The sequence below is a fragment of the Bacillus sp. S2(2019) genome, from assembly GCF_005144805.1.
Lineage (GTDB): Bacteria > Bacillota > Bacilli > Bacillales > Bacillaceae > Bacillus > Bacillus altitudinis.
The window spans coordinates 346,654-364,869 of sequence record NZ_SWFL01000001.1; the positions used below are offsets into that span (position 1 = coordinate 346,654).

The 18,216-nt window shown below is 42.6% G+C and carries 20 protein-coding genes; 1 reads left to right on the forward strand and 19 read right to left on the reverse strand.

Annotated elements, in window-relative coordinates; genetic code table 11:
- Positions 1–11: 11 nt before the first annotated feature.
- The 3 genes from sdaAB to FBF75_RS01745 form a co-directional block, all read right to left on the reverse strand.
- Positions 12–674, reverse strand: coding sequence for an L-serine ammonia-lyase, iron-sulfur-dependent subunit beta (gene sdaAB, locus FBF75_RS01735; RefSeq protein ID WP_008344864.1), 663 nt, complete (start codon positions 672–674; stop codon positions 12–14).
- A 149-nt stretch (positions 675–823) separates the two neighbouring features.
- Entirely contained in the window at positions 824–2,497 is a 1,674-nt protein-coding gene (locus FBF75_RS01740; protein WP_116306847.1) for a DAK2 domain-containing protein, read from the reverse strand.
- A 15-nt stretch (positions 2,498–2,512) separates the two neighbouring features.
- A complete protein-coding gene (locus tag FBF75_RS01745; protein WP_008344871.1) occupies positions 2,513–2,875 on the reverse strand; it encodes an Asp23/Gls24 family envelope stress response protein in 363 nt (120 codons plus the stop codon).
- 271 nt (positions 2,876–3,146) lie between these two features.
- Here FBF75_RS01745 and rpmB point away from each other — a divergent pair, with 271 nt between their 5' ends.
- Entirely contained in the window at positions 3,147–3,335 is a 189-nt protein-coding gene (gene rpmB / locus FBF75_RS01750) for a 50S ribosomal protein L28 (protein ID WP_003212514.1), read from the forward strand.
- A 69-nt stretch (positions 3,336–3,404) separates the two neighbouring features.
- Here rpmB and spoVM read toward each other — a convergent pair whose 3' ends face one another.
- The 16 genes from spoVM to FBF75_RS01830 form a co-directional block, all read right to left on the reverse strand.
- Entirely contained in the window at positions 3,405–3,485 is an 81-nt protein-coding gene (spoVM, locus tag FBF75_RS01755; protein WP_008354550.1) for a stage V sporulation protein SpoVM, read from the reverse strand.
- Positions 3,486–3,556: 71 nt separating this feature from the next.
- Positions 3,557–4,201 carry a thiamine diphosphokinase gene (locus FBF75_RS01760; RefSeq protein ID WP_017367227.1) on the reverse strand — a complete coding sequence of 215 codons (645 nt, stop codon included), beginning with the start codon at positions 4,199–4,201 and terminating at the stop codon, positions 3,557–3,559.
- A gap of 59 nt (positions 4,202–4,260) precedes the next feature.
- A complete protein-coding gene (rpe, locus tag FBF75_RS01765) occupies positions 4,261–4,911 on the reverse strand; it encodes a ribulose-phosphate 3-epimerase (RefSeq protein WP_136944388.1) in 651 nt (216 codons plus the stop codon).
- Positions 4,912–4,914: 3 nt separating this feature from the next.
- Positions 4,915–5,811 carry a ribosome small subunit-dependent GTPase A gene (rsgA, locus tag FBF75_RS01770; protein WP_136944389.1) on the reverse strand — a complete coding sequence of 299 codons (897 nt, stop codon included), beginning with the start codon at positions 5,809–5,811 and terminating at the stop codon, positions 4,915–4,917.
- A 12-nt stretch (positions 5,812–5,823) separates the two neighbouring features.
- Positions 5,824–7,779: a Stk1 family PASTA domain-containing Ser/Thr kinase gene (pknB, locus tag FBF75_RS01775; protein ID WP_065460320.1), complete on the reverse strand. Its 1,956-nt coding sequence runs from the start codon at positions 7,777–7,779 to the stop codon at positions 5,824–5,826.
- The gene (locus tag FBF75_RS01780) at positions 7,773–8,543 is read right to left on the reverse strand and encodes a Stp1/IreP family PP2C-type Ser/Thr phosphatase (RefSeq protein ID WP_034647887.1); all 771 of its coding nucleotides are present in this window, start codon (positions 8,541–8,543) and stop codon (positions 7,773–7,775) included. The genes pknB and FBF75_RS01780 overlap by 7 nt, the downstream gene beginning before the upstream one ends.
- A 3-nt stretch (positions 8,544–8,546) precedes the next feature.
- Entirely contained in the window at positions 8,547–9,635 is a 1,089-nt protein-coding gene (gene rlmN, locus FBF75_RS01785) for a dual-specificity RNA methyltransferase RlmN (RefSeq protein ID WP_007499669.1), read from the reverse strand.
- Between the two features lie 3 nt (positions 9,636–9,638).
- A complete protein-coding gene (gene rsmB / locus FBF75_RS01790) occupies positions 9,639–10,982 on the reverse strand; it encodes a 16S rRNA (cytosine(967)-C(5))-methyltransferase RsmB (RefSeq protein ID WP_065460318.1) in 1,344 nt (447 codons plus the stop codon).
- Complete coding sequence (gene fmt, locus FBF75_RS01795) at positions 10,969–11,922, reverse strand: methionyl-tRNA formyltransferase (protein WP_017359336.1); 954 nt, start codon at positions 11,920–11,922, stop codon at positions 10,969–10,971. The genes rsmB and fmt overlap by 14 nt, the downstream gene beginning before the upstream one ends.
- Before the next feature lie 5 nt (positions 11,923–11,927).
- Complete coding sequence (gene def / locus FBF75_RS01800; protein ID WP_008344891.1) at positions 11,928–12,410, reverse strand: peptide deformylase; 483 nt, start codon at positions 12,408–12,410, stop codon at positions 11,928–11,930.
- Positions 12,411–12,425: 15 nt separating this feature from the next.
- A complete protein-coding gene (gene priA, locus FBF75_RS01805) occupies positions 12,426–14,834 on the reverse strand; it encodes a primosomal protein N' (RefSeq protein WP_008344893.1) in 2,409 nt (802 codons plus the stop codon).
- Positions 14,831–16,048, reverse strand: coding sequence for a bifunctional phosphopantothenoylcysteine decarboxylase/phosphopantothenate--cysteine ligase CoaBC (gene coaBC, locus FBF75_RS01810; protein WP_065460316.1), 1,218 nt, complete (start codon positions 16,046–16,048; stop codon positions 14,831–14,833). The genes priA and coaBC overlap by 4 nt, the downstream gene beginning before the upstream one ends.
- Positions 16,049–16,163: 115 nt before the next feature.
- The gene (gene rpoZ / locus FBF75_RS01815; protein ID WP_008344896.1) at positions 16,164–16,367 is read right to left on the reverse strand and encodes a DNA-directed RNA polymerase subunit omega; all 204 of its coding nucleotides are present in this window, start codon (positions 16,365–16,367) and stop codon (positions 16,164–16,166) included.
- Positions 16,368–16,370: 3 nt separating this feature from the next.
- Positions 16,371–16,985 (reverse strand): guanylate kinase, encoded by a 615-nt coding sequence (gene gmk / locus FBF75_RS01820; RefSeq protein ID WP_007499680.1) that lies wholly within the window; start codon positions 16,983–16,985, stop codon positions 16,371–16,373.
- 9 nt (positions 16,986–16,994) lie between these two features.
- The gene (gene remA, locus FBF75_RS01825) at positions 16,995–17,264 is read right to left on the reverse strand and encodes an extracellular matrix/biofilm regulator RemA (RefSeq protein ID WP_008344898.1); all 270 of its coding nucleotides are present in this window, start codon (positions 17,262–17,264) and stop codon (positions 16,995–16,997) included.
- A 76-nt stretch (positions 17,265–17,340) separates the two neighbouring features.
- The gene (locus tag FBF75_RS01830) at positions 17,341–18,216 is read right to left on the reverse strand and encodes a YicC/YloC family endoribonuclease (protein ID WP_017359340.1); all 876 of its coding nucleotides are present in this window, start codon (positions 18,214–18,216) and stop codon (positions 17,341–17,343) included.

The window sequence follows — 18,216 nt, forward strand, 5'->3', positions numbered from 1 at the left end:
CCTCCTTGTTGTTACTCTGCAATTTGTGTGACTTGAATAATGTTTGGCAGCGTCTCAAGCTCTGTTAAAACCGCTGGATCAATATTCTGATCCACTTCAATCGTCATGAGTGCTTCTTGCCCGACCTCTTTACGTGCCACTTCCATATGACCAATGTTGATGGCGAATTTCGCTAACACATTGGCAACTGCTGCAATCGTCCCGTAGCGGTCGTTATGAACCACAAGAATGGCCGGGTGATTCCCTGAGAGTCTCAGTTCAAAGCCATTTAATTCTGTGATTTCTATTTTACCTCCGCCAATGGAAATCCCGATTAATTCAAGGCTTCCATTCGCATCTGAAATTTCTACTTTTGCTGTATTTGGATGCGCTGGCACCGCATCTTCTTCTTTAAACTCAATGTCGATTTCTTTGCTTTTTGCAATATCAATCGCTGTTTTGATTCGTTCATCAAATGTATCAAAGTCAAGAACACCACCGATAATGGCTACATCTGTCCCGTGTCCTTTATACGTATCTTTAAAAGAGCCATAAAACGACACAACAATTCGTTTCGGTTCCCTTCCGAACAAGCTGCGAGCCACTCTTCCAATACGAGCCGCACCCGCCGTGTGCGAACTTGATGGACCAATCATGACGGGTCCAATAATATCAAACACACTTCTAAATTTCATAGGTCTTCCCCTCTCATCACCAATCACAGATTGGTTTGTTACTCCCTTTAGACTAATGGATTCATTCGATTCCCGCAACTCATTTCACCGATGAACACATAGTAAAAAAATGCAAAAGAAGAAGAAGGGCTTCATATGCCCTTCTTTCTTTATTCAACAGCCAAAATATATGAATAAAGCGGCTGTTTTCCATCGTGGACTTCAACTTCTACATCTTCAAATGTTTCTTCAATATATGCTTCTAAAGCTTCCATCTCATCAGATGATGCATCTTCCCCTTTGATGATTGTGACAATCTCATCATCTTCTGTCACCATTTGGGTCAAAAGCTCTTTTGCTGCATCTAATTGATTTTTAGCTGTTAAGGTGATTTTTCCATTGTATAGGCCCATATAGTCGCCTTTGGCAATGTCGACCCCATCAATTTGGGTATCTCTCACTGCAAAGGTAATTTGGCCGCTTTTCACATGATCAATCGCTTCTAACATCGCTGCTTCATTGTCTTCATTTGAAGCTGCTTCATTTAGAGAAAGAAGTGCCGACATTCCTTGAGGAACGGTCTTTGTCGGAATAACAACGACCTCACGACTTGAGACAGTTGCCGCCTGTTTAGCTGCCATGACAATATTAGAATTATTAGGTAAGATAAAGACGGTTTCGGCATGAATGCTATCAATTGCTTTGACAATGTCTTCTGTGCTCGGATTCATCGTCTGCCCGCCTTCAATGACGACGGATGCTCCGATACTTTTAAACAAGTCAGCAATCCCTTCTCCCATTGCGACACTCACTACTCCAAAGCGCTGTTTTTCAGCAGCTGTTGCTTTTGGTGCAGCAGGCGAGTGATCTTTTTCTTCATTGACGATCGAGCTATGCTGCTCTCTCATGTTTTCAATTTTCATATTGATCAAGCTGCCGTAGCGCTGTGCATATGATAAGACATCTCCCGGCTGCTCTGCATGAATATGAACTTTTGCAAGCGTATCATCAGATACCACAAGAAGTGAATCTCCGAATTCGCTTAATTCTTCTCTGAAGGCATTTTCGTCAAAGGACTGTTTGTCTTCTTCAAATTTCACCATAAATTCTGTACAGTAGCCAAATTCAATATCTTCTGTGTTCATATGACTTTGTGCACTTTTATGATGCTCTGCACTCACTAATTCTTTTAATGTTGGCAAAGAGGCCGTTTTAGGGGGAAGCTCTTCTCCTCTTAATGAAGCAAGAAAACCTTCATATACACAAAGAAGTCCTTTACCGCCGCTATCTACAACGCCGACTTCTTTTAAAACAGGAAGGAGATCTGGCGTGCGGTCAAGTGATGCTCTTGCTTCCTCAATCGTTAATTCTAGTACACGATCGATTTGGTCTTCTGTTGCTGAAACAGCAACCGCTTTCTTTGCTGCGTCTTTTGCAACCGTTAAGATGGTTCCTTCAATCGGTTTCATGACGGCTTTATATGCTGTATCAACACCGGCCTGCAAGGCAAGCGCAAATTCTTTTGCGTCAATTGTTTCTTTTTGTTCTATATTTTTGCTGAAACCTCTGAAGAGCTGAGACAGGATCACACCTGAGTTTCCTCTTGCCCCCATTAACAGCCCTTTCGACAGAGCCACCCCGACCTTACCAATGTGATCGGTATTTGTTTCTTCAACTGCTTTTGCCCCTGAAGTCATTGACAAATTCATATTTGTCCCCGTGTCTCCGTCTGGCACTGGAAAAACATTTAACGCATCAACAATTTGTGCGTTTTGAGAAAGATGGTGAGCACCTGCAAGAATCATTTTTGCAAATGAGCGGCCACCCAGATTTCTAATAGACAATATATTTCCTCCTTACTACGGGTTCGTAACTTTTACTCCTTGTACATAAATGTTGACTGAGTCAACTGAAAGTCCAATCGTGTGATGAATCGTATATTTGACTTTCGTTTGAACATTATGTGCGACTTCTGATATTTTTGTACCGTAGCTGACGATGATGTACATATCAATATGAATGCGATCTTCTTTTTGACGCACAAGAACACCCCGGCTGAAGTTCTCTTTGCGGAGAATATCCGTCAAGCCGTCCTTTATTTGATTTTTGGACGCCATGCCAACAATACCATAGCAATCGATCGCAGCGCCTCCTGCCACCATTGCAATGACTTCATTTGATATATCAATTTGTCCGTATTTCGTTCTAAGTTCAATGGACACATTGGTTCCCCCTTTTTGAGAAATTGCCCTGAGTTATCACTATTTTACTATAAGACCCTTCTTTTTAAAAGAAATCATTCAATCCGACCCAATCCTACTTATACTATAGCCTTGATTTTTTATCAAGATGTCAAGGTATTTTTCTTGAAAGAGGAGCAAACAATCCTTGCAAACCCCTTGAAGCTGTGGTAAATTATTAAAGTATCTTGAGGCATCTCTAAGTACGTATATGAAGAATATGATGATGTTTTCGCAGTTAGGAGGGAAACAAATGGCACGTAAATGCGTTATTACAGGCAGAAAAACAAAAGCTGGGAACAACCGTTCTCACGCAATGAACTCTACAAAACGTACATGGGGCGCGAACCTTCAAAAAGTTCGTATTCTAGTGGACGGTAAGCCTAAAAGAGTATATGTATCAGCTCGAGCTTTGAAATCTGGTAAAGTTGAGCGTGTATAAGCAAGAGTAAACGCCTGCTACATTTAACTGTAGCAGGCGTTTTTATGTGGAAATAAAGGAGAATACTCATTAATCTTTCTTAAATGAACCAAGCATCGCACGGACAATGCCGCCAAGAAATCTAGGCAGTTTGATTGTATAAAATTTCATTTTGTCCCCCTCCTAAAAGTACCGCTTGCAGCACAATTGAGCTTAATCAGCCATCCACATTGATAGGTTGGTCAATCTTTGCTTCTTACCATTATTAATATGCCTTCATGAAAAGAAAAAGTACCATTTGAGTGGATGAGTTCGTTACTAATACATAGTGTGGAACCAGGCTCAATATGACAATTTTTCAGAGGATATTTGAAACCTTTTAATGTCAGCTTTTCAACCGATGTACCGAAGGGCAAAAACGACACATATTTTTTATCCGGGTCTTGTTTGATTTCGTATGTACCAGGTCCAAACATTTGAATGATATTTTGTTTGTCTACAAGGGTCATGCTCTGTTTGTGCTGAATGCCTTTATAAAGGAGATGGATATTCCCAAGAAAATGATCTGCTCTTCCGCCTGTGATACCGTAAATTTGAATATGTGCTGGATTCTGACGCAAAGACCAGTTCAGCGCAAGTTCTAAATCCGTTTCATCTTTCTCTGCCTGAAATAGATTGAGTGCAGGCAATTTCTTTTTCAGTTCATGAAGCTCCTCTTCTGTCACACTATCAAAATCACCAAATGCTCTGTCAGGTACAATGCCATGCTCTAGTAAGAAAAGGGTTCCCCGATCTACGCCGACCCAGAGAATGTCCTCCTCAGATGCTTCATGATCAAGCGGCGGGATGTACGCAAAAGGACCGCCGGCTACGATATGTATGTGCATGATTACGCTCCTCTCCATTGAAAAAGAACCAAAGATCACAATGACTTTGGTTCTTTTTCTTATGCTTCTCGAATGGCCTGAATGGCCGCCGCGCGGTCGTCTTTCCCATATACCGCTGAGCCGGCAACCAGTAGATTAGCGCCTGCTTCTTTGCAGCTCTTTGCTGTCTCTACATTGACACCGCCATCTATTTCAATGAGTAAATCGGTTAAGCCCTTTTGTTCACTAAGTGTCTTTACTTCTTTTACCTTTGAGAGAACAGAAGGAATAAACGCCTGTCCGCCAAAACCAGGGTTCACCGTCATGAATAAGACGAGGTCAACATCCTCTAATACATGCGCGATTTGAGAAACGGGTGTGTGCGGGTTTAAAACGACCCCTGCTTTGACACCTTGTTCTTTTATATGCTGAATCGTGCGATGTAAGTGTGGACACGCCTCGACATGAACAGAAATAATATCAGCACCCGCTTTTGCAAATGCAGGGATATACTGGTCTGGATGCTCAATCATTAAGTGAACATCGAACGGCAGCTTTGTATGCGGCCTGATCGCCTCCACTACATTTGGTCCAAATGTCATATTCGGTACAAAATGACCGTCCATCACATCAATATGAATATAATCCGCACCACCTTGTTCCACATCACGGATATCTTTCGCAAGATTGGCAAAATCGGCTGATAAAATGGATGGGGCAATATAAACCATGATTTAGTACCTCGGCTTTCTATCTTTAATTTCAGTTAAAAACTCTAAATAATGCTGATAGCGATACTCTCTGATGCGATCGTGTTCTACTGCCTCTTTTACCGCACATCCAGGTTCTTTTACGTGCAAACAGCCTCTAAATTTACATTCTGCACTCTTCTCTCTGATTTCTAAGAAATAGAGCCCTAAATCTTCCGCTTCGATGCCTGTAAATTCAAGTGAGCTAAATCCTGGTGTATCAGCAATGAGCCCTTCAGCCGTTCGAATGAGTTCCACATGTCTTGTTGTATGTTTCCCCCTGCCAAGATGGGAGGAAATATCGTTTGTTTTCAGTGCTAAATCAGGACTCATCGCATTTAAGAGGGAAGACTTCCCTACACCCGATTGACCTGCAAAAACAGTAATCTTGTGATGGAAATACGGGGTCAGCTTTTCAATTCCATCCCCTTCGATCGTCGATGTTAAATGAACGTCGTATCCAATTTGGCGATAGTCTTCTGCATAGGCTTGAATCGTTTCTCGCTCTTGGTCTGTTTTCAGCAAGTCCATTTTTGTGATGCAGATAATCGGTTCAATCTGGCTCTCTTCAACAAGCACTAGGAATCTGTCTAAAAGCGATGTACTAAAGGTCGGCTCTGCTGCTGAGAAAACGAGCACAGCTTGATCAACGTTGCTAATAGGCGGCCGAATCAGCTCATTTGTCCGCTCTTTTACTTCCAGCAAATAGCCTTCCTTATCGTTATCTGCTTGATAGACGACATAATCTCCAACAAGAGGGGTTATTTTGTTTTTACGAAAAATCCCTCTCGCTCTACACTGAATTACTTTGCCACTTTCTAGAGACTCATCTAGCACATAATAAAATCCGCTTAATGCTTTAATAATTTTGCCCTCAGGCATAAAGTCCCTCCTTTATTCATCATCAGGGTATTCAATCGTTTTGGAGCTCACTACTTTATCATCCACTGTCACCTGATAGTATCCTTTTTGACCAGGTTCTATCTTAAATTTAATCGTTCGCTCAGTGGGCGCAGTGATTTTAAAGTTTTCATATAAATCAGAAATGCTATGTTCTGCGTCATCAATAGATATTTGAACATTCATTTCTTGTCCTTCTGTTTCTGGTTCATACGGGATCGCAATCTTTTCAGTCACCGTTTTGGCCGGTTTCTCTTTTGGTCCAAGAGAGAACGTAATTTTAACCGTATCACCAGGTTTAACAGCTGTCCCCGCTCCCGGTTCCTGCTTCATGACCTCACCTTTCGGCACATCGTCAGAATATGCTTCTTTTTCATCTAGCTTTAGTCCATTATCCTCTAGATAATTTGATGCGGCCTGTTTACTATACGTCGTTAAATCCCGTAAGGTAATATCGGCAGGGCCTATACTGACGGTCAATGTGACTTCTTCATCTGCTGCGACAAGTTCTGTATTCGCGGAAGGTTTCTGTTCCATGACAATGCCTGATTCTGTGTCATTATCATTCACTTCCTCTACAACAACCTGTTTAAACCCTTTTTTCTCTAATCGTTCTTTTGCTTTCTCGACCTTTTCACCTGTTACATCAGGTAATTCGGTTTTTTCTTTACCTGTACTTTGATAAAGCTGAATTTCTGTCCCTTCTTTTACCTTAGTTCCGATTTTCGGGTCTGTTTTGACAACCAGCCCTTTTTCAATCTTCTCGTCGGCAATATCAATGGGTTCAGAAGCGACGGTAAATCCGGCTTTCTTCAAGGTGTCTTCCGCTTTTTCAACCGTCATGCCAGAAACATCGGTCACCTCTACATCCTTTGGAAAGAGTAATCCTGGGAATACCGTGATCGCTAAAATGGTCGCAGCCGTCAAAACAAATAAGATCGACGCTACAATCCACGGCCATTTTTTCCGTTTTTTCTTCGGCTTTTGTTTCTCTTTTTTCTTTGGTTTTTGAACCGGGTGGACGGCTGTTTTTTCATTGTCTTGATCGACTTGATGATCTTTTATAATGGGAATGGCTTTTGTTGCTTCATGATCTTCTTCAATGACAAAGCGCTTTTCTTTTAGTCTTGCAGGGTCAAAAGCCGTTTTTAAGTCTTTTTGCATTTCAGATGCATCTTCGTATCTATAGAATGGATCTTTGGCCATCGCCTTTAAGATGATGTTCTCCACGCTTTGTGGTACAGAAGGATTCCACCTTCTCACAGATGGCGGCTCTGATTGCAAATGCTTCAGTGCGACACTGACAGCGGATTCTCCTTCAAATGGCATGCGTCCTGAAATCAGCTCATAAAGAACAATACCAAGTGAATAAATATCTGACTTTTTCGTTGCAAGACCGCCGCGCGCTTGCTCTGGGGACAAATAATGCACGGAGCCAAGAACAGAATTCGTATGGGTAATCGTCGCTGAGCTAAGTGCCATGGCAATGCCAAAATCAGTGACTTTGATATTCCCCAAGTTGTCTATTAATATATTGTGAGGCTTAATGTCTCGATGGACGAGCTGTTTCGCATGGGCTTCTTCCATCGCCGCAACGACTTGCTCCATAATGCGAACGGCTTCTTTTGGATGAAGCGGTCCATTGGCGTGTATGTATTCTTTCAGCGTCATCCCTTCGACATATTCCATGACAATATAATAAATGTCATCTTCTTCTCCTACATCGTAGATACTGACAATATTCGGATGATCTAAGCTGGCTGCTGATTGCGCTTCTCTCCGGAACCGTCTAATAAAATCATCATCGCTTGCAAAGTCAAACCGTAAAATTTTAATCGCCACTTCGCGATCTAAAATCATATCCTCCGCCAAATAAACGTTGGCCATTCCGCCTCCGCCTATTGCGCGAAGAATTTGATAACGGCCGCTGATCCTTTTTCCGATCAACACTTGCTGTCACCCTCCTCTGTTTGGGAGGAGATTTCTAACAGTACTGCTGTAATGTTATCTTCACCGCCGTTGTCATTCGCTGTTTGAACTAACTCTGTTACTTTTTCATCTGGTGCGGTTGTTTGCGATAAAATCTGAATCAAATGCTCTTCTTCTACTTTATTCGATAATCCGTCTGAGCAAAGCAAAATTTGATCTCCTGGGTCCACTTCAAAAGTTCGTGCATCAATTTGAACGTGTTTATCCGTTCCTAACGCTTTGGTCAGCACATTTTTTCTTGGATGATATTCTGCATCCGCTTTTGAAATCTCTCCTGTTTTCACTAACTCATTCACTAGTGAGTGATCATCTGTTAATTGGGTCAGTGCTCCTTCTCTTAGCAAATAGCAGCGGCTGTCACCAATATGGGCAATTGTGACCGTTTGCAAATGAACGAGCGCACAAACGATGGTCGTCCCCATTCCTTGGCACTCCTCATTGTTTTTCGCATGTTCGTATACTTGGTCATTAATATCGCTAATTTTTGAGATTAACCAATTTTCTTGATCGGCTGGTTTATTTGGAATTGAAGATGTTTCCTGCCAGTATTCTTTTAAAGAAGAAACTGCCATCTTGCTGGCTACATCACCAGCAAGATGACCTCCCATTCCATCTGCTACAACAGCTAGAAGTGTGTCTTCTTTTGCTTCAAAAATACCTGCATCATCTTCATTATGCTGACGGACTTTTCCTGTATCGGTTTGAAAGGCTGCCCTTATCAACATTCGTCACCTCGTCTCTTCCTGACGCTCCTTCGCTCTTAGCTGACCGCAAGCAGCATCAATATCATGGCCTTGCTCTCGTCTAATCGTTACGTTTACGCCTCGTTCTTTCAGCGTTTTTTCAAATAGGAAGATTTGTTCTCTTGGTGTTCTCACGTAATCTCTTTCTGGTACATAGTTCACCGGGATGAGGTTTACATGGCATTTGATTCCTTTTAATAAATCAGCAAGTTCTTCTGCATGATGGACTTGATCATTGACTCCGCCAAACAGACCGTATTCAAAGCTCACGCGTCTGCCTGTTTTTTGAATGTAATATTCAATAGCTTCCATTAATTTTGGCAGCTTGTATGCCTTATTGATTGGCATGAGGCGGCTTCGAATGTCAGTATTTGGTGCGTGCAGGGAGACAGCAAAGTTGATTTGCATTTGCTCATCCGCAAATTGATAAATCTTTGGAATGATCCCGCTCGTCGAAACGGTAATATGACGTGCACCAATATTTAAACCGTTGTCATGGTTAATGATTTTAAGGAATGCAAGCATTTCATCAAAGTTATCAAACGGTTCGCCAATACCCATGATGACAACTGAGCTGACGCGTTCATCTGTTTCATCAAGCGCCTGTTGTACTTTCAATACTTGGGCCACAATTTCTCCTGCTTCAAGGTTTCGTTTTAACCCGCCAAGTGTAGATGCACAGAATGTACAGCCAATTCGACAGCCAACCTGTGTTGTGACGCAGACAGAGTTGCCGTATTCGTGGCGCATTAGCACGGTTTCAATGGTATAGCCATCGTGTAATTCAAATAAGAACTTGATCGTTCCATCTTGAGAAGTTTGTTTGATCACTGTTTTTAAAGTCGTGATGGCGAATTGATCTTTTAATTTTTCTCTTAATTCCTTTGAAAGGTTAGACATTTCATCAAAGGACGTGACGCGTTTTTCATAAAGCCACTCAAAAATTTGTGTTGCACGGAAAGGCTTTTCGCCTTGTTCCTTTAACCAGTCTTTGATTTCATTTAGCTCAAACGAGTAGATCGACGGCATGTCTGTTTTCAGTTCTTTTCTTACTTTTTGTTTTTGTTCTGTCATTTTTTATCCCTTCTTTCTCATGCTGCAAATAAAGAAACCATCTGTTCCGAAATAATGAGGAAGTATTTGTACACTTCCGTTTTGAACAAACGGAGCAACCTGCTCAGGCAGCCGTTCATTAAGAGATAGATCGGGTTCGAAGTCTTGGTGTTCTTGTAAAAACGCATGAATCACTTGTTGATTTTCTGTTGGATCCATTGTACATGTACTGTATACAAGGGTACCGCCTGGCTTTAGCAGCTGGGCTGTTTCATGCAAGATCGATTGCTGAATTGTCGCAAGTCTTGCTGAGTCTTCCGAGGACTTTGTATATTTCATATCTGGTTTTCGTCTGATGACGCCAAAACCTGAACATGGTGCATCAATAAGAATACGGTCAAACGAAGCATCATCATAATGGTCGGATGCTTTTCTTGCATCAAGCGCTTTTGCCTCAATATGCGTTAAGTTCAGACGCTTTGCTGCCTGTTTAATCAGTTTTACTTTGTGCTCATGTAAATCAAGAGACACAATGTTCCCCTCATCGTTCATTCGCTCTGCGATATGTGTTGATTTACCACCAGGAGCGGCACAGGCATCAAGCACCATTTCTCCCGGCTGAGGGTCCAGCGCTCTTGCGACAAGCATGGAGCTTTCATCTTGGATCGTGACAAAGCCCTCTTGAAAGAAAGGAGTGGATACGATAGATCCTTTCATGAGCTTGAGTGCATCCTCAGATAAGTCGCCGAGCTCTGTTTCAATTCCTGCATCCATGAGTTCTTGCTGCAGTGCAGTGCGGTCTTTTTTCATTCGATTGACACGCAATGTCTGCTTTGGCGGGACTAAATGAATACGGCACATGCTTTCTGTTGCTTCAAAACCGTACGCCTCCACCCATTCTTGTACGAGCCACAATGGATGGCTTGTCTCTATCGAAAGCCTTTTTACCGGATCTTTAATCGCATCAAATGCTGGCACGCCTTCTCTTTGCACAGAACGAAGAACGCCGTTGACTAGTGAAGAAATGCCTTTATGTCCGCGCTTTTTCGTTAGCTCCACTGCTTCATGGATGGCTGCACGATCTGGAATTTTTTCAAGATAAACCATCTGATAAAGAGACATCCGCAAAAGCTGCATCACCCATGGAGCCACTTTTTGCGGTTTTTTCACAAAGGGTGTGAGCATATAATCAAGTGCTAGCTTGTTTTGCAGTGTACCGTATACAAGTTCTGTTAATAGCGGTTTGTCTTGATCGGAGAGTTCTTTCTCTTTCATCACTGACTGCAAAAGCAAGTTACTGTAGGCTTGATTTTGTTCGAGTTTGATTAAAGCGTCCAGCGCTACTTCTCTCACATTACTTTTCTTCATTGATTAACCCTAATTTCTGTCCAATTTCGATATTTGCGCCTCTTAAGAAGTCTTCACCGCTCATTTTTTTCTTTCCAGCGGGCTGTACACTCGTTAATAAAAGGCCTTGCTGATTTCCTGTTCCAACGACTGGTCCTTCTTTTTGAAGCTCAATCACTTTCCCAGGTTCTTCTGGTGCTTGAAGCGGAACTTTTTTCGCTTCCCATACTTTTAAGTTAGCACCGTTCCATTCAGTATAGGCAACTGGCCATGGATTTAAGCCGCGAACTTGGTTGTAAAGCTCTTCTCCTGGCTTGGTCCAGTCTAATCTTTCCTGCTCCCGCTTAATATTTGGTGCATACGTTGCTGCCTCTTCATTTTGCGGAATTGGCGAGATAGACCTGCTTAACACATTTGGAACTGTGTCTTTTAATAAGGCCGCACCAGCCACACTTAATTTATCATGCAGTGTTCCGACGTTGTCTAATTCATCAATTTCTACTTCTACTTTGCTAATCATGTCACCTGCATCAAGCTTTTCTACCATATACATGATCGTCACGCCTGTTTTCTTTTTGCCTTGCAGGATCGCATAATGGATCGGTGCACCGCCTCTTAGTTCTGGCAGCAGTGAGGCATGAACGTTGATACAGCCAAATTCAGGTTCATCAAGTAATCTTTTTGGCAAGATTTGTCCGAATGCTGCTGTTACGATTAAATCTGGCTTTAACGCCAGCACTTTATCAATTTCTTCATCAAGACGTACCTTTTCAGGCTGTAAAACTGGAATGCCGTGTTTTAAGGCTTCTACTTTTACAGGAGGCGGTGTCAGCACTCGTTTTCTGCCTTTCGGGCGATCTGGCTGTGTGACGACCCCGACAACTTCATATCCTTCTGTGATAAGTGTTTGCAGCACAGGTACTGAGAAATCAGGGGTTCCCATAAATACAATACGTGCCATTTTCTTCACCCTTCCATTTCCGCAAGTTCTTTTTCTGTATACGTTTGAATGATCTTCGACGTGAATAATACGCCGTCTAAGTGATCAATTTCATGCAATAAAGCTCTTGCTAAAAATCCTTCTGCTTCTATTGTAAATGGTTTGCCTTTCTTATCAAAGGCTTTCACCTTCACATAATTTGGTCTTTCAACCGTTCCGTACAAAGATGGAAAGCTCAGGCAGCCTTCAATGTCTGTCTGGCTCCCTTCCACATCAAGAATCTCAGGATTTACCAAGTCAATCCTCCCAGAATCTTCTCCGATATCGACCACGGCGATTCTTTTTGAGATGCCGATTTGTGGTGCGGCTAGGCCGACTCCATCTAGTTCAAGCATTGTATCATACATATCATCCAGCAGTTTTTTCAGTTTTTTATCGAATGTATCAACAAGCTCTGTTTGTTGTTCAAGCACGTCTGCAGGATGTAAGACTATCGGTTTGATTGCCACGAAAAGACCTCCGTTTTACATCATCATATATGGATTCATATCGATTGATATCATCAACTGTTTTTGTTCCATTTCTTTTTGATAATGATCTTGTATTTTTCGTAATAAACTTGCCAGTTCATTTTCCCTTTTGTATTTTATCACGCATTGATATCGATATCTATCTTTGATCTTAGCGATCGGAGAAGCAGCAGGACCGAGAATTCTTGTATTCGGTGCACAATTCATTTTCAGGAACTGAACAATTTTGTCTGTGACATGCGCTGCCTTTGTCACTTCTTCATGTGATACAGTCACCATCGCCAAAAAATAAAATGGCGGATAGGACTGATGACGACGGTGCAGCATCTCCTGCTCATAAAAGGCTTCATAATCATGCTGTTTGGTTAATTCAATACTATAATGCGAAGGTGTATATGATTGAATAATGACTGACCCCGCTTTTTCATGACGTCCCGCCCGTCCGCTTACTTGCGTGAGAAGCTGAAACGTTTTTTCACTTGAACGAAAATCAGGGATGTGAAGAGACGTATCCGCACTAAGGACACCGACAAGTGTAACATCTGGGAAGTCTAATCCTTTTGCAATCATTTGCGTCCCAAGCAGAATGTCCGCTTCTTTATTACCAAAGGACGTGAGAAGCTTTTCGTGCGCGCCTTTCCGAGAGGTTGTATCTACATCCATTCGGATGACCCTTGCTTCTGGCAATACCTTCGTCAGCTCTTCTTCCACACGCTGCGTGCCTGTACCAAAATAGCGAATATGCTCACTATGACATTCTGGGCATTCTGCAGGTACAGGAGCTTCGTGACCGCAGTAATGGCACTTCAGCCGTTTTTGAAAGCGGTGATAAGTAAGAGAAATCTCACAATGTGGACATTGTTCCACATATCCGCAATCACGGCACATCACAAAGGATGAATAGCCTCTTTTATTGAGAAATAAAACCGCCTGCTCTTTCCTTTCAAGTACTTCTTTTAACCTGAGCATTAATTCTTCTGAGAACATGGAGCGGTTGCCGTTTCTTAATTCTTCTCTCATATCAATTAACGAAACGTGCGGCAGCTGCTGCTGATTGACGCGCCGTTTGAGCGTCAGCAGTGTATACACACCCTTTTTCGCACGCGCATATGACTCAAGTGAAGGCGTTGCACTGCCCAATACAACCGGACATTGGTGCCGCCCTGCTCGTTCAATGGCCACATCTTTCGCATGATACCGAGGCATTTCTTCTTGTTTATATGACGATTCGTGTTCTTCATCTATAATGATCATTCCTAGATTTTCAAACGGGGCGAAAACAGCCGATCTTGCGCCAACGACAAGCTTGACTTCCTTGCGGTGGATTTTCCGCCATTCATCGTATTTTTCCCCAGTCGATAAGCCGCTATGAAGAACAGCCACATTGGACCCGAAGCGCTCTTTAAAACGCTGGACCATTTGAGGCGTTAATGAAATTTCAGGAACTAGGACGATCGCTTCTTTTCCCTTTTGGAGGACATGATCAATCGTCTGTAAATAAATTTCGGTTTTACCGCTTCCTGTGACTCCGTGCAGTAAAAACGTTTCATGTTTGTCATCGCTCACTGCTTGATGAATGGGTTTTGCCGCTTCTGCTTGCTCTGCTGTGAGATCAAGAGGAGTAGACGGTGTAAACTCCCTATCCCGATAAGGATCTCGATAAATCTCTTCATAGCTTTCTGTTAACAGACCTTCTTGAATCAAGGCTTTTATCGTTTGAGAACTAGCACCTGTTTGTTGCTGCAAATCTTTTGCTAAAAACGTCGTTTCATTCGCTTGAAATAAAAAGGTAAGCAGCGCCTTCTGTTTCACCGCATTTTTCTTTAACTGCTTCTGTTTTTCTTCAAGTTTTTCTTTCGTAACTGCTATCTGAAGTGTCCGCACCTTTTTCTTTCCGGATTTTTGTGAGACGTGATATCTGACTTCTAGATGGCCTTTTTGGACATGCTTTTGAATAGGCTTCAGCTGTTCAGGCGGAATGTCAGCGTAAAGGATGCTCTCTTGCTGACCGAAAAGCTCTTTCAATGACTGCGGAAGTTCCTCAGCTGATAACACCTGAATTTCTTTTTCATATTTGGCTTTCATCGCTGCTGGGAGCATCGATTGAAGCGCCGTAATATGATAGGACAATGTTTTTTCCGTCAGCCAGTGGGAAAGCTCCAATAGCTCATCTGTCAGAACAGGAGATAAATCAAATAAATCGACAATGTCCTTGATGTTTCCTGACTGTACGTCTGTTTCTTCTTTGATTTTTGTCACAAACCCTTGAATCTTCCTTGGGCCAAAAGGAACCACTACCCTCATACCAGCCTTGACAAGGCCTTTAAAGCGGTCTGGCACACGATAGTCAAATGGCCTGTCAATGGCTTTCGTTGTGACATCGACGATCACTTCAGCAATCATGCTCGATCACGCTCTTTTGGCAGCAGCTGTTTTGCCTCCTGTAAGATTTCAAAGGCAAGGTCTTTTTTACTCATCATTGGCAGCTCTTTTTTTGTTCCGTCTGCTTTGATCAATGCTGCGACATTCGTATCTGTGCCAAAGCCTGCGCCCTCTGCTGCAACATTGTTCGCGACAATCATATCTAAATGCTTGGATTCGATTTTCTTTTTCGCATAATATTCTACATCCTGCGTCTCAGCTGCAAAGCCGACTAGCACCTGATGTTCTTTTCTTTTCCCAAGCTCTTTTAAAATATCTTTCGTCCGCTTAAATTCAACCGCTAGTTCACCGTCTTGTTTTTTCATTTTATGAGAATACGTCGTGACAGGCGTATAATCGGCAACGGCTGCTGATTTAATCACTATATCTGCTGTCTCGTATACATCTAACGCTGCTTGATACATCTCCTCAGCCGATTCCACTCGCACCACATTCACATGCTCAGGCGCAGTTAACGAAACAGGTCCTGAAATGAGCGTGACATCAGCCCCCATTTGCTCGGCAGCTTCTGCAATGGCATAGCCCATTTTCCCAGAAGATCGATTTGAAAGGAAACGAACAGGGTCGATCACTTCTCGTGTAGGGCCAGCTGTGACCACGACTTTTTTACCTGAAAGCGGCAAACTGGCTGGCTCATCAAAAAACGCACGGATGTGTTCAACAATTTTTTCAGGCTCCTCTAAGCGTCCTTTTCCAATGTAGCCACATGCTAAATAGCCTTCACTTGGCTCTATAAACCGGTAGCCGTCTTCATATAAAGTGCGGATGTTCCGTTTGACAGCTGGATGGTCATACATGTGCACATTCATAGCCGGTGCAACCCATACAGGAGCTGTTGAAGCAAGCAAGGTGGTTGTGAGCATATCATCAGCAAGTCCTGCGGCCATTTTACCAATGGTATGTGCTGTTGCAGGGGCAACAAGAATGAGATCGGCCCAGTCAGCTACATCAATATGCGCAATGACTTTTGGATTATTTTCTTTAAATGTATCCACATACACCTCATGCCGAGATAGGGCTTGGAAGGTGAGCGGAGACACAAACTCACGGGCAGATTCTGTCATAATCACTCTTACGTTTGCGCCTGCCTGTACGAGTTTACTAGTGAGTGCAGCTGCTTTATATACGGCGATTCCTCCGCTGACGCCGAGTAAAATATTTTTCGACTGTAACATTTGTTTGTCCCCCTTAACGGCCTTTTTCACAAATTCGTCTACAATTCAAAAAAGTCAAAACCAATCATAGTTTTGACTTTTTTGAACGTATCGTATCTGCATAGCAGAAGCGATGTTATTCTTGCTCTTCTTTTTCAAATGTCAAAAGACCAGCATCGATTTCTTCAAGAGCTTTCCCTACAAATTTATAGGATTTTGTGTTTTCGATTTGTTGATCTTGATGGATTTGCATTTCACGTGCACGGCGTGCAGACACTGTGACAAGTGTATATTTTGAGTCAAGTTTGTTCATCAATGAGTCAATTGAAGGATCTAACATGGTTTATTCTACCCCCAGCATTTTTTTATATCTTGGTGCGACTCTGTCTCTTCGCAGGTGCTCTGCAAGGACGATCGCTTTAATTCTTTCACATGCAAGCTCGACATCGTCGTTTTCAACGACATAGTCATAAGCATCCATCATTTCAATTTCTTCTTTTGCAGCAGCCATTCGGTTACGGATGAGATCCTCAGATTCTGTCCCGCGTGTAATAATGCGGTTTTGAAGTTCTGAAAGACTTGGCGGTGCAAGGAAAATAAAGAGACCTTCCGGGAATGCTTCTCTTACTTGAAGTGCACCCTGCACTTCGATTTCAAGGAAAACATCTTTTCCTTCGCTCAATGTTTGTTCTACATAGTCAACAGGCGTGCCGTAGTAATTCCCAACATACTCTGCCCATTCTAACAGCTTTTTGTTTTCAATCATATGTTCAAATTCTTCCCTGGTTTTAAAGAAATAATCAACACCATTTCTCTCACCTTCACGCGGTTTGCGGGTTGTCACAGAAATAGAGTATTCAAATTTCGTATCTTCCTGGGAGAAAATGGCTTGTCTGACCGTTCCTTTTCCAACTCCCGAAGGTCCAGAGAGAACGATTAAAAGTCCTCTTTCTTTCATAATGGCGTATTACCCCTGCCCTTCATCTATGATTTCTTCTTTTACAGAAAGTCTTTGCGCGACAGTCTCAGGCTGAACGGCAGATAAGATGACATGGTCACTGTCCATAATGACAACAGCACGGGTTCTTCTTCCGTATGTCGCATCAATGAGCATGCCTCGATCTCTTGCGTCTTGTATCATTCGTTTAATCGGTGCTGATTCCGGACTGACGATCGAAATCATCCGATTCGCTGAAATGATGTTTCCAAATCCGATATTGATCAACTTTATGGTCATCTTCTTTCGTCCCCCTGTAATATAAACGTCTCTAGTCTCGCCGAAAGAGACGCACTGTAAACAGCATACACAATGACTATTCTATATTTTGCACTTGTTCTTTTATTTTTTCAATAGCGCTTTTCATTTCAACCACGAGCTTTGTTAAATGGTGATGGTTTGCTTTTGATCCAATCGTGTTCACTTCACGGTTGAGCTCCTGTACAAGAAAGTCAAGCTTTCGTCCGGCAGCGCCACCTTGCGTCAAAATTTGCTGGAACTGCTGAAAATGACTTTTCAGCCTGGTAATCTCTTCTGTAATGTCACAGCGATCCGCAAAGATGGCCGCCTCTGTGATCAGCCTGCTCTCTTCAAGCGCCTCTCCGATCCATTCTTGCAATCTTTGATTCAATCGTTCTTTGTACTGACTCACAACCTCTGGTGCAAACACTTTGATTTCTTCTGTAAATGCCTCGAGTTCAGACAGCCTGAGTTCACAGTCTTTTTGAAGTGATGTTCCCTCCTGCTCTCTCATAAAGCAAAGCTCCTTGACAGCTTCTTCACAAGTGTCTATCAGCAAATGCTCCAGCTGCTCATTACGGCTGACTGACTCTTCCACCTGAACAGCCTGTTCCAGCTTCAGTAAGTCATGTGCATGCTGAATACCTGAAATATGATAGCGGTCCTCAAGGTCTTTTGCGGCTTTCATATATTCATCAAGCAGCGGCCAGTCAATTTGTAAAGACCGGCTTGCAAGTTTACCGCCTTCAATCGTAACAAACAGCTCAATTCGACCGCGCTGCACGTGACGAAGAATGATTTTTTTTAATGTATCTTCGAAATATAAAAGCGGCCTCGGCAAACGGGCATGAACCTCTTTAAAACGGTGATTGACCGATTTTAGCTCAACTGACACTGTCAGTTCACCATCCGTTTTACTCGCTTGGCCGAATCCCGTCATACTGCGTATCAT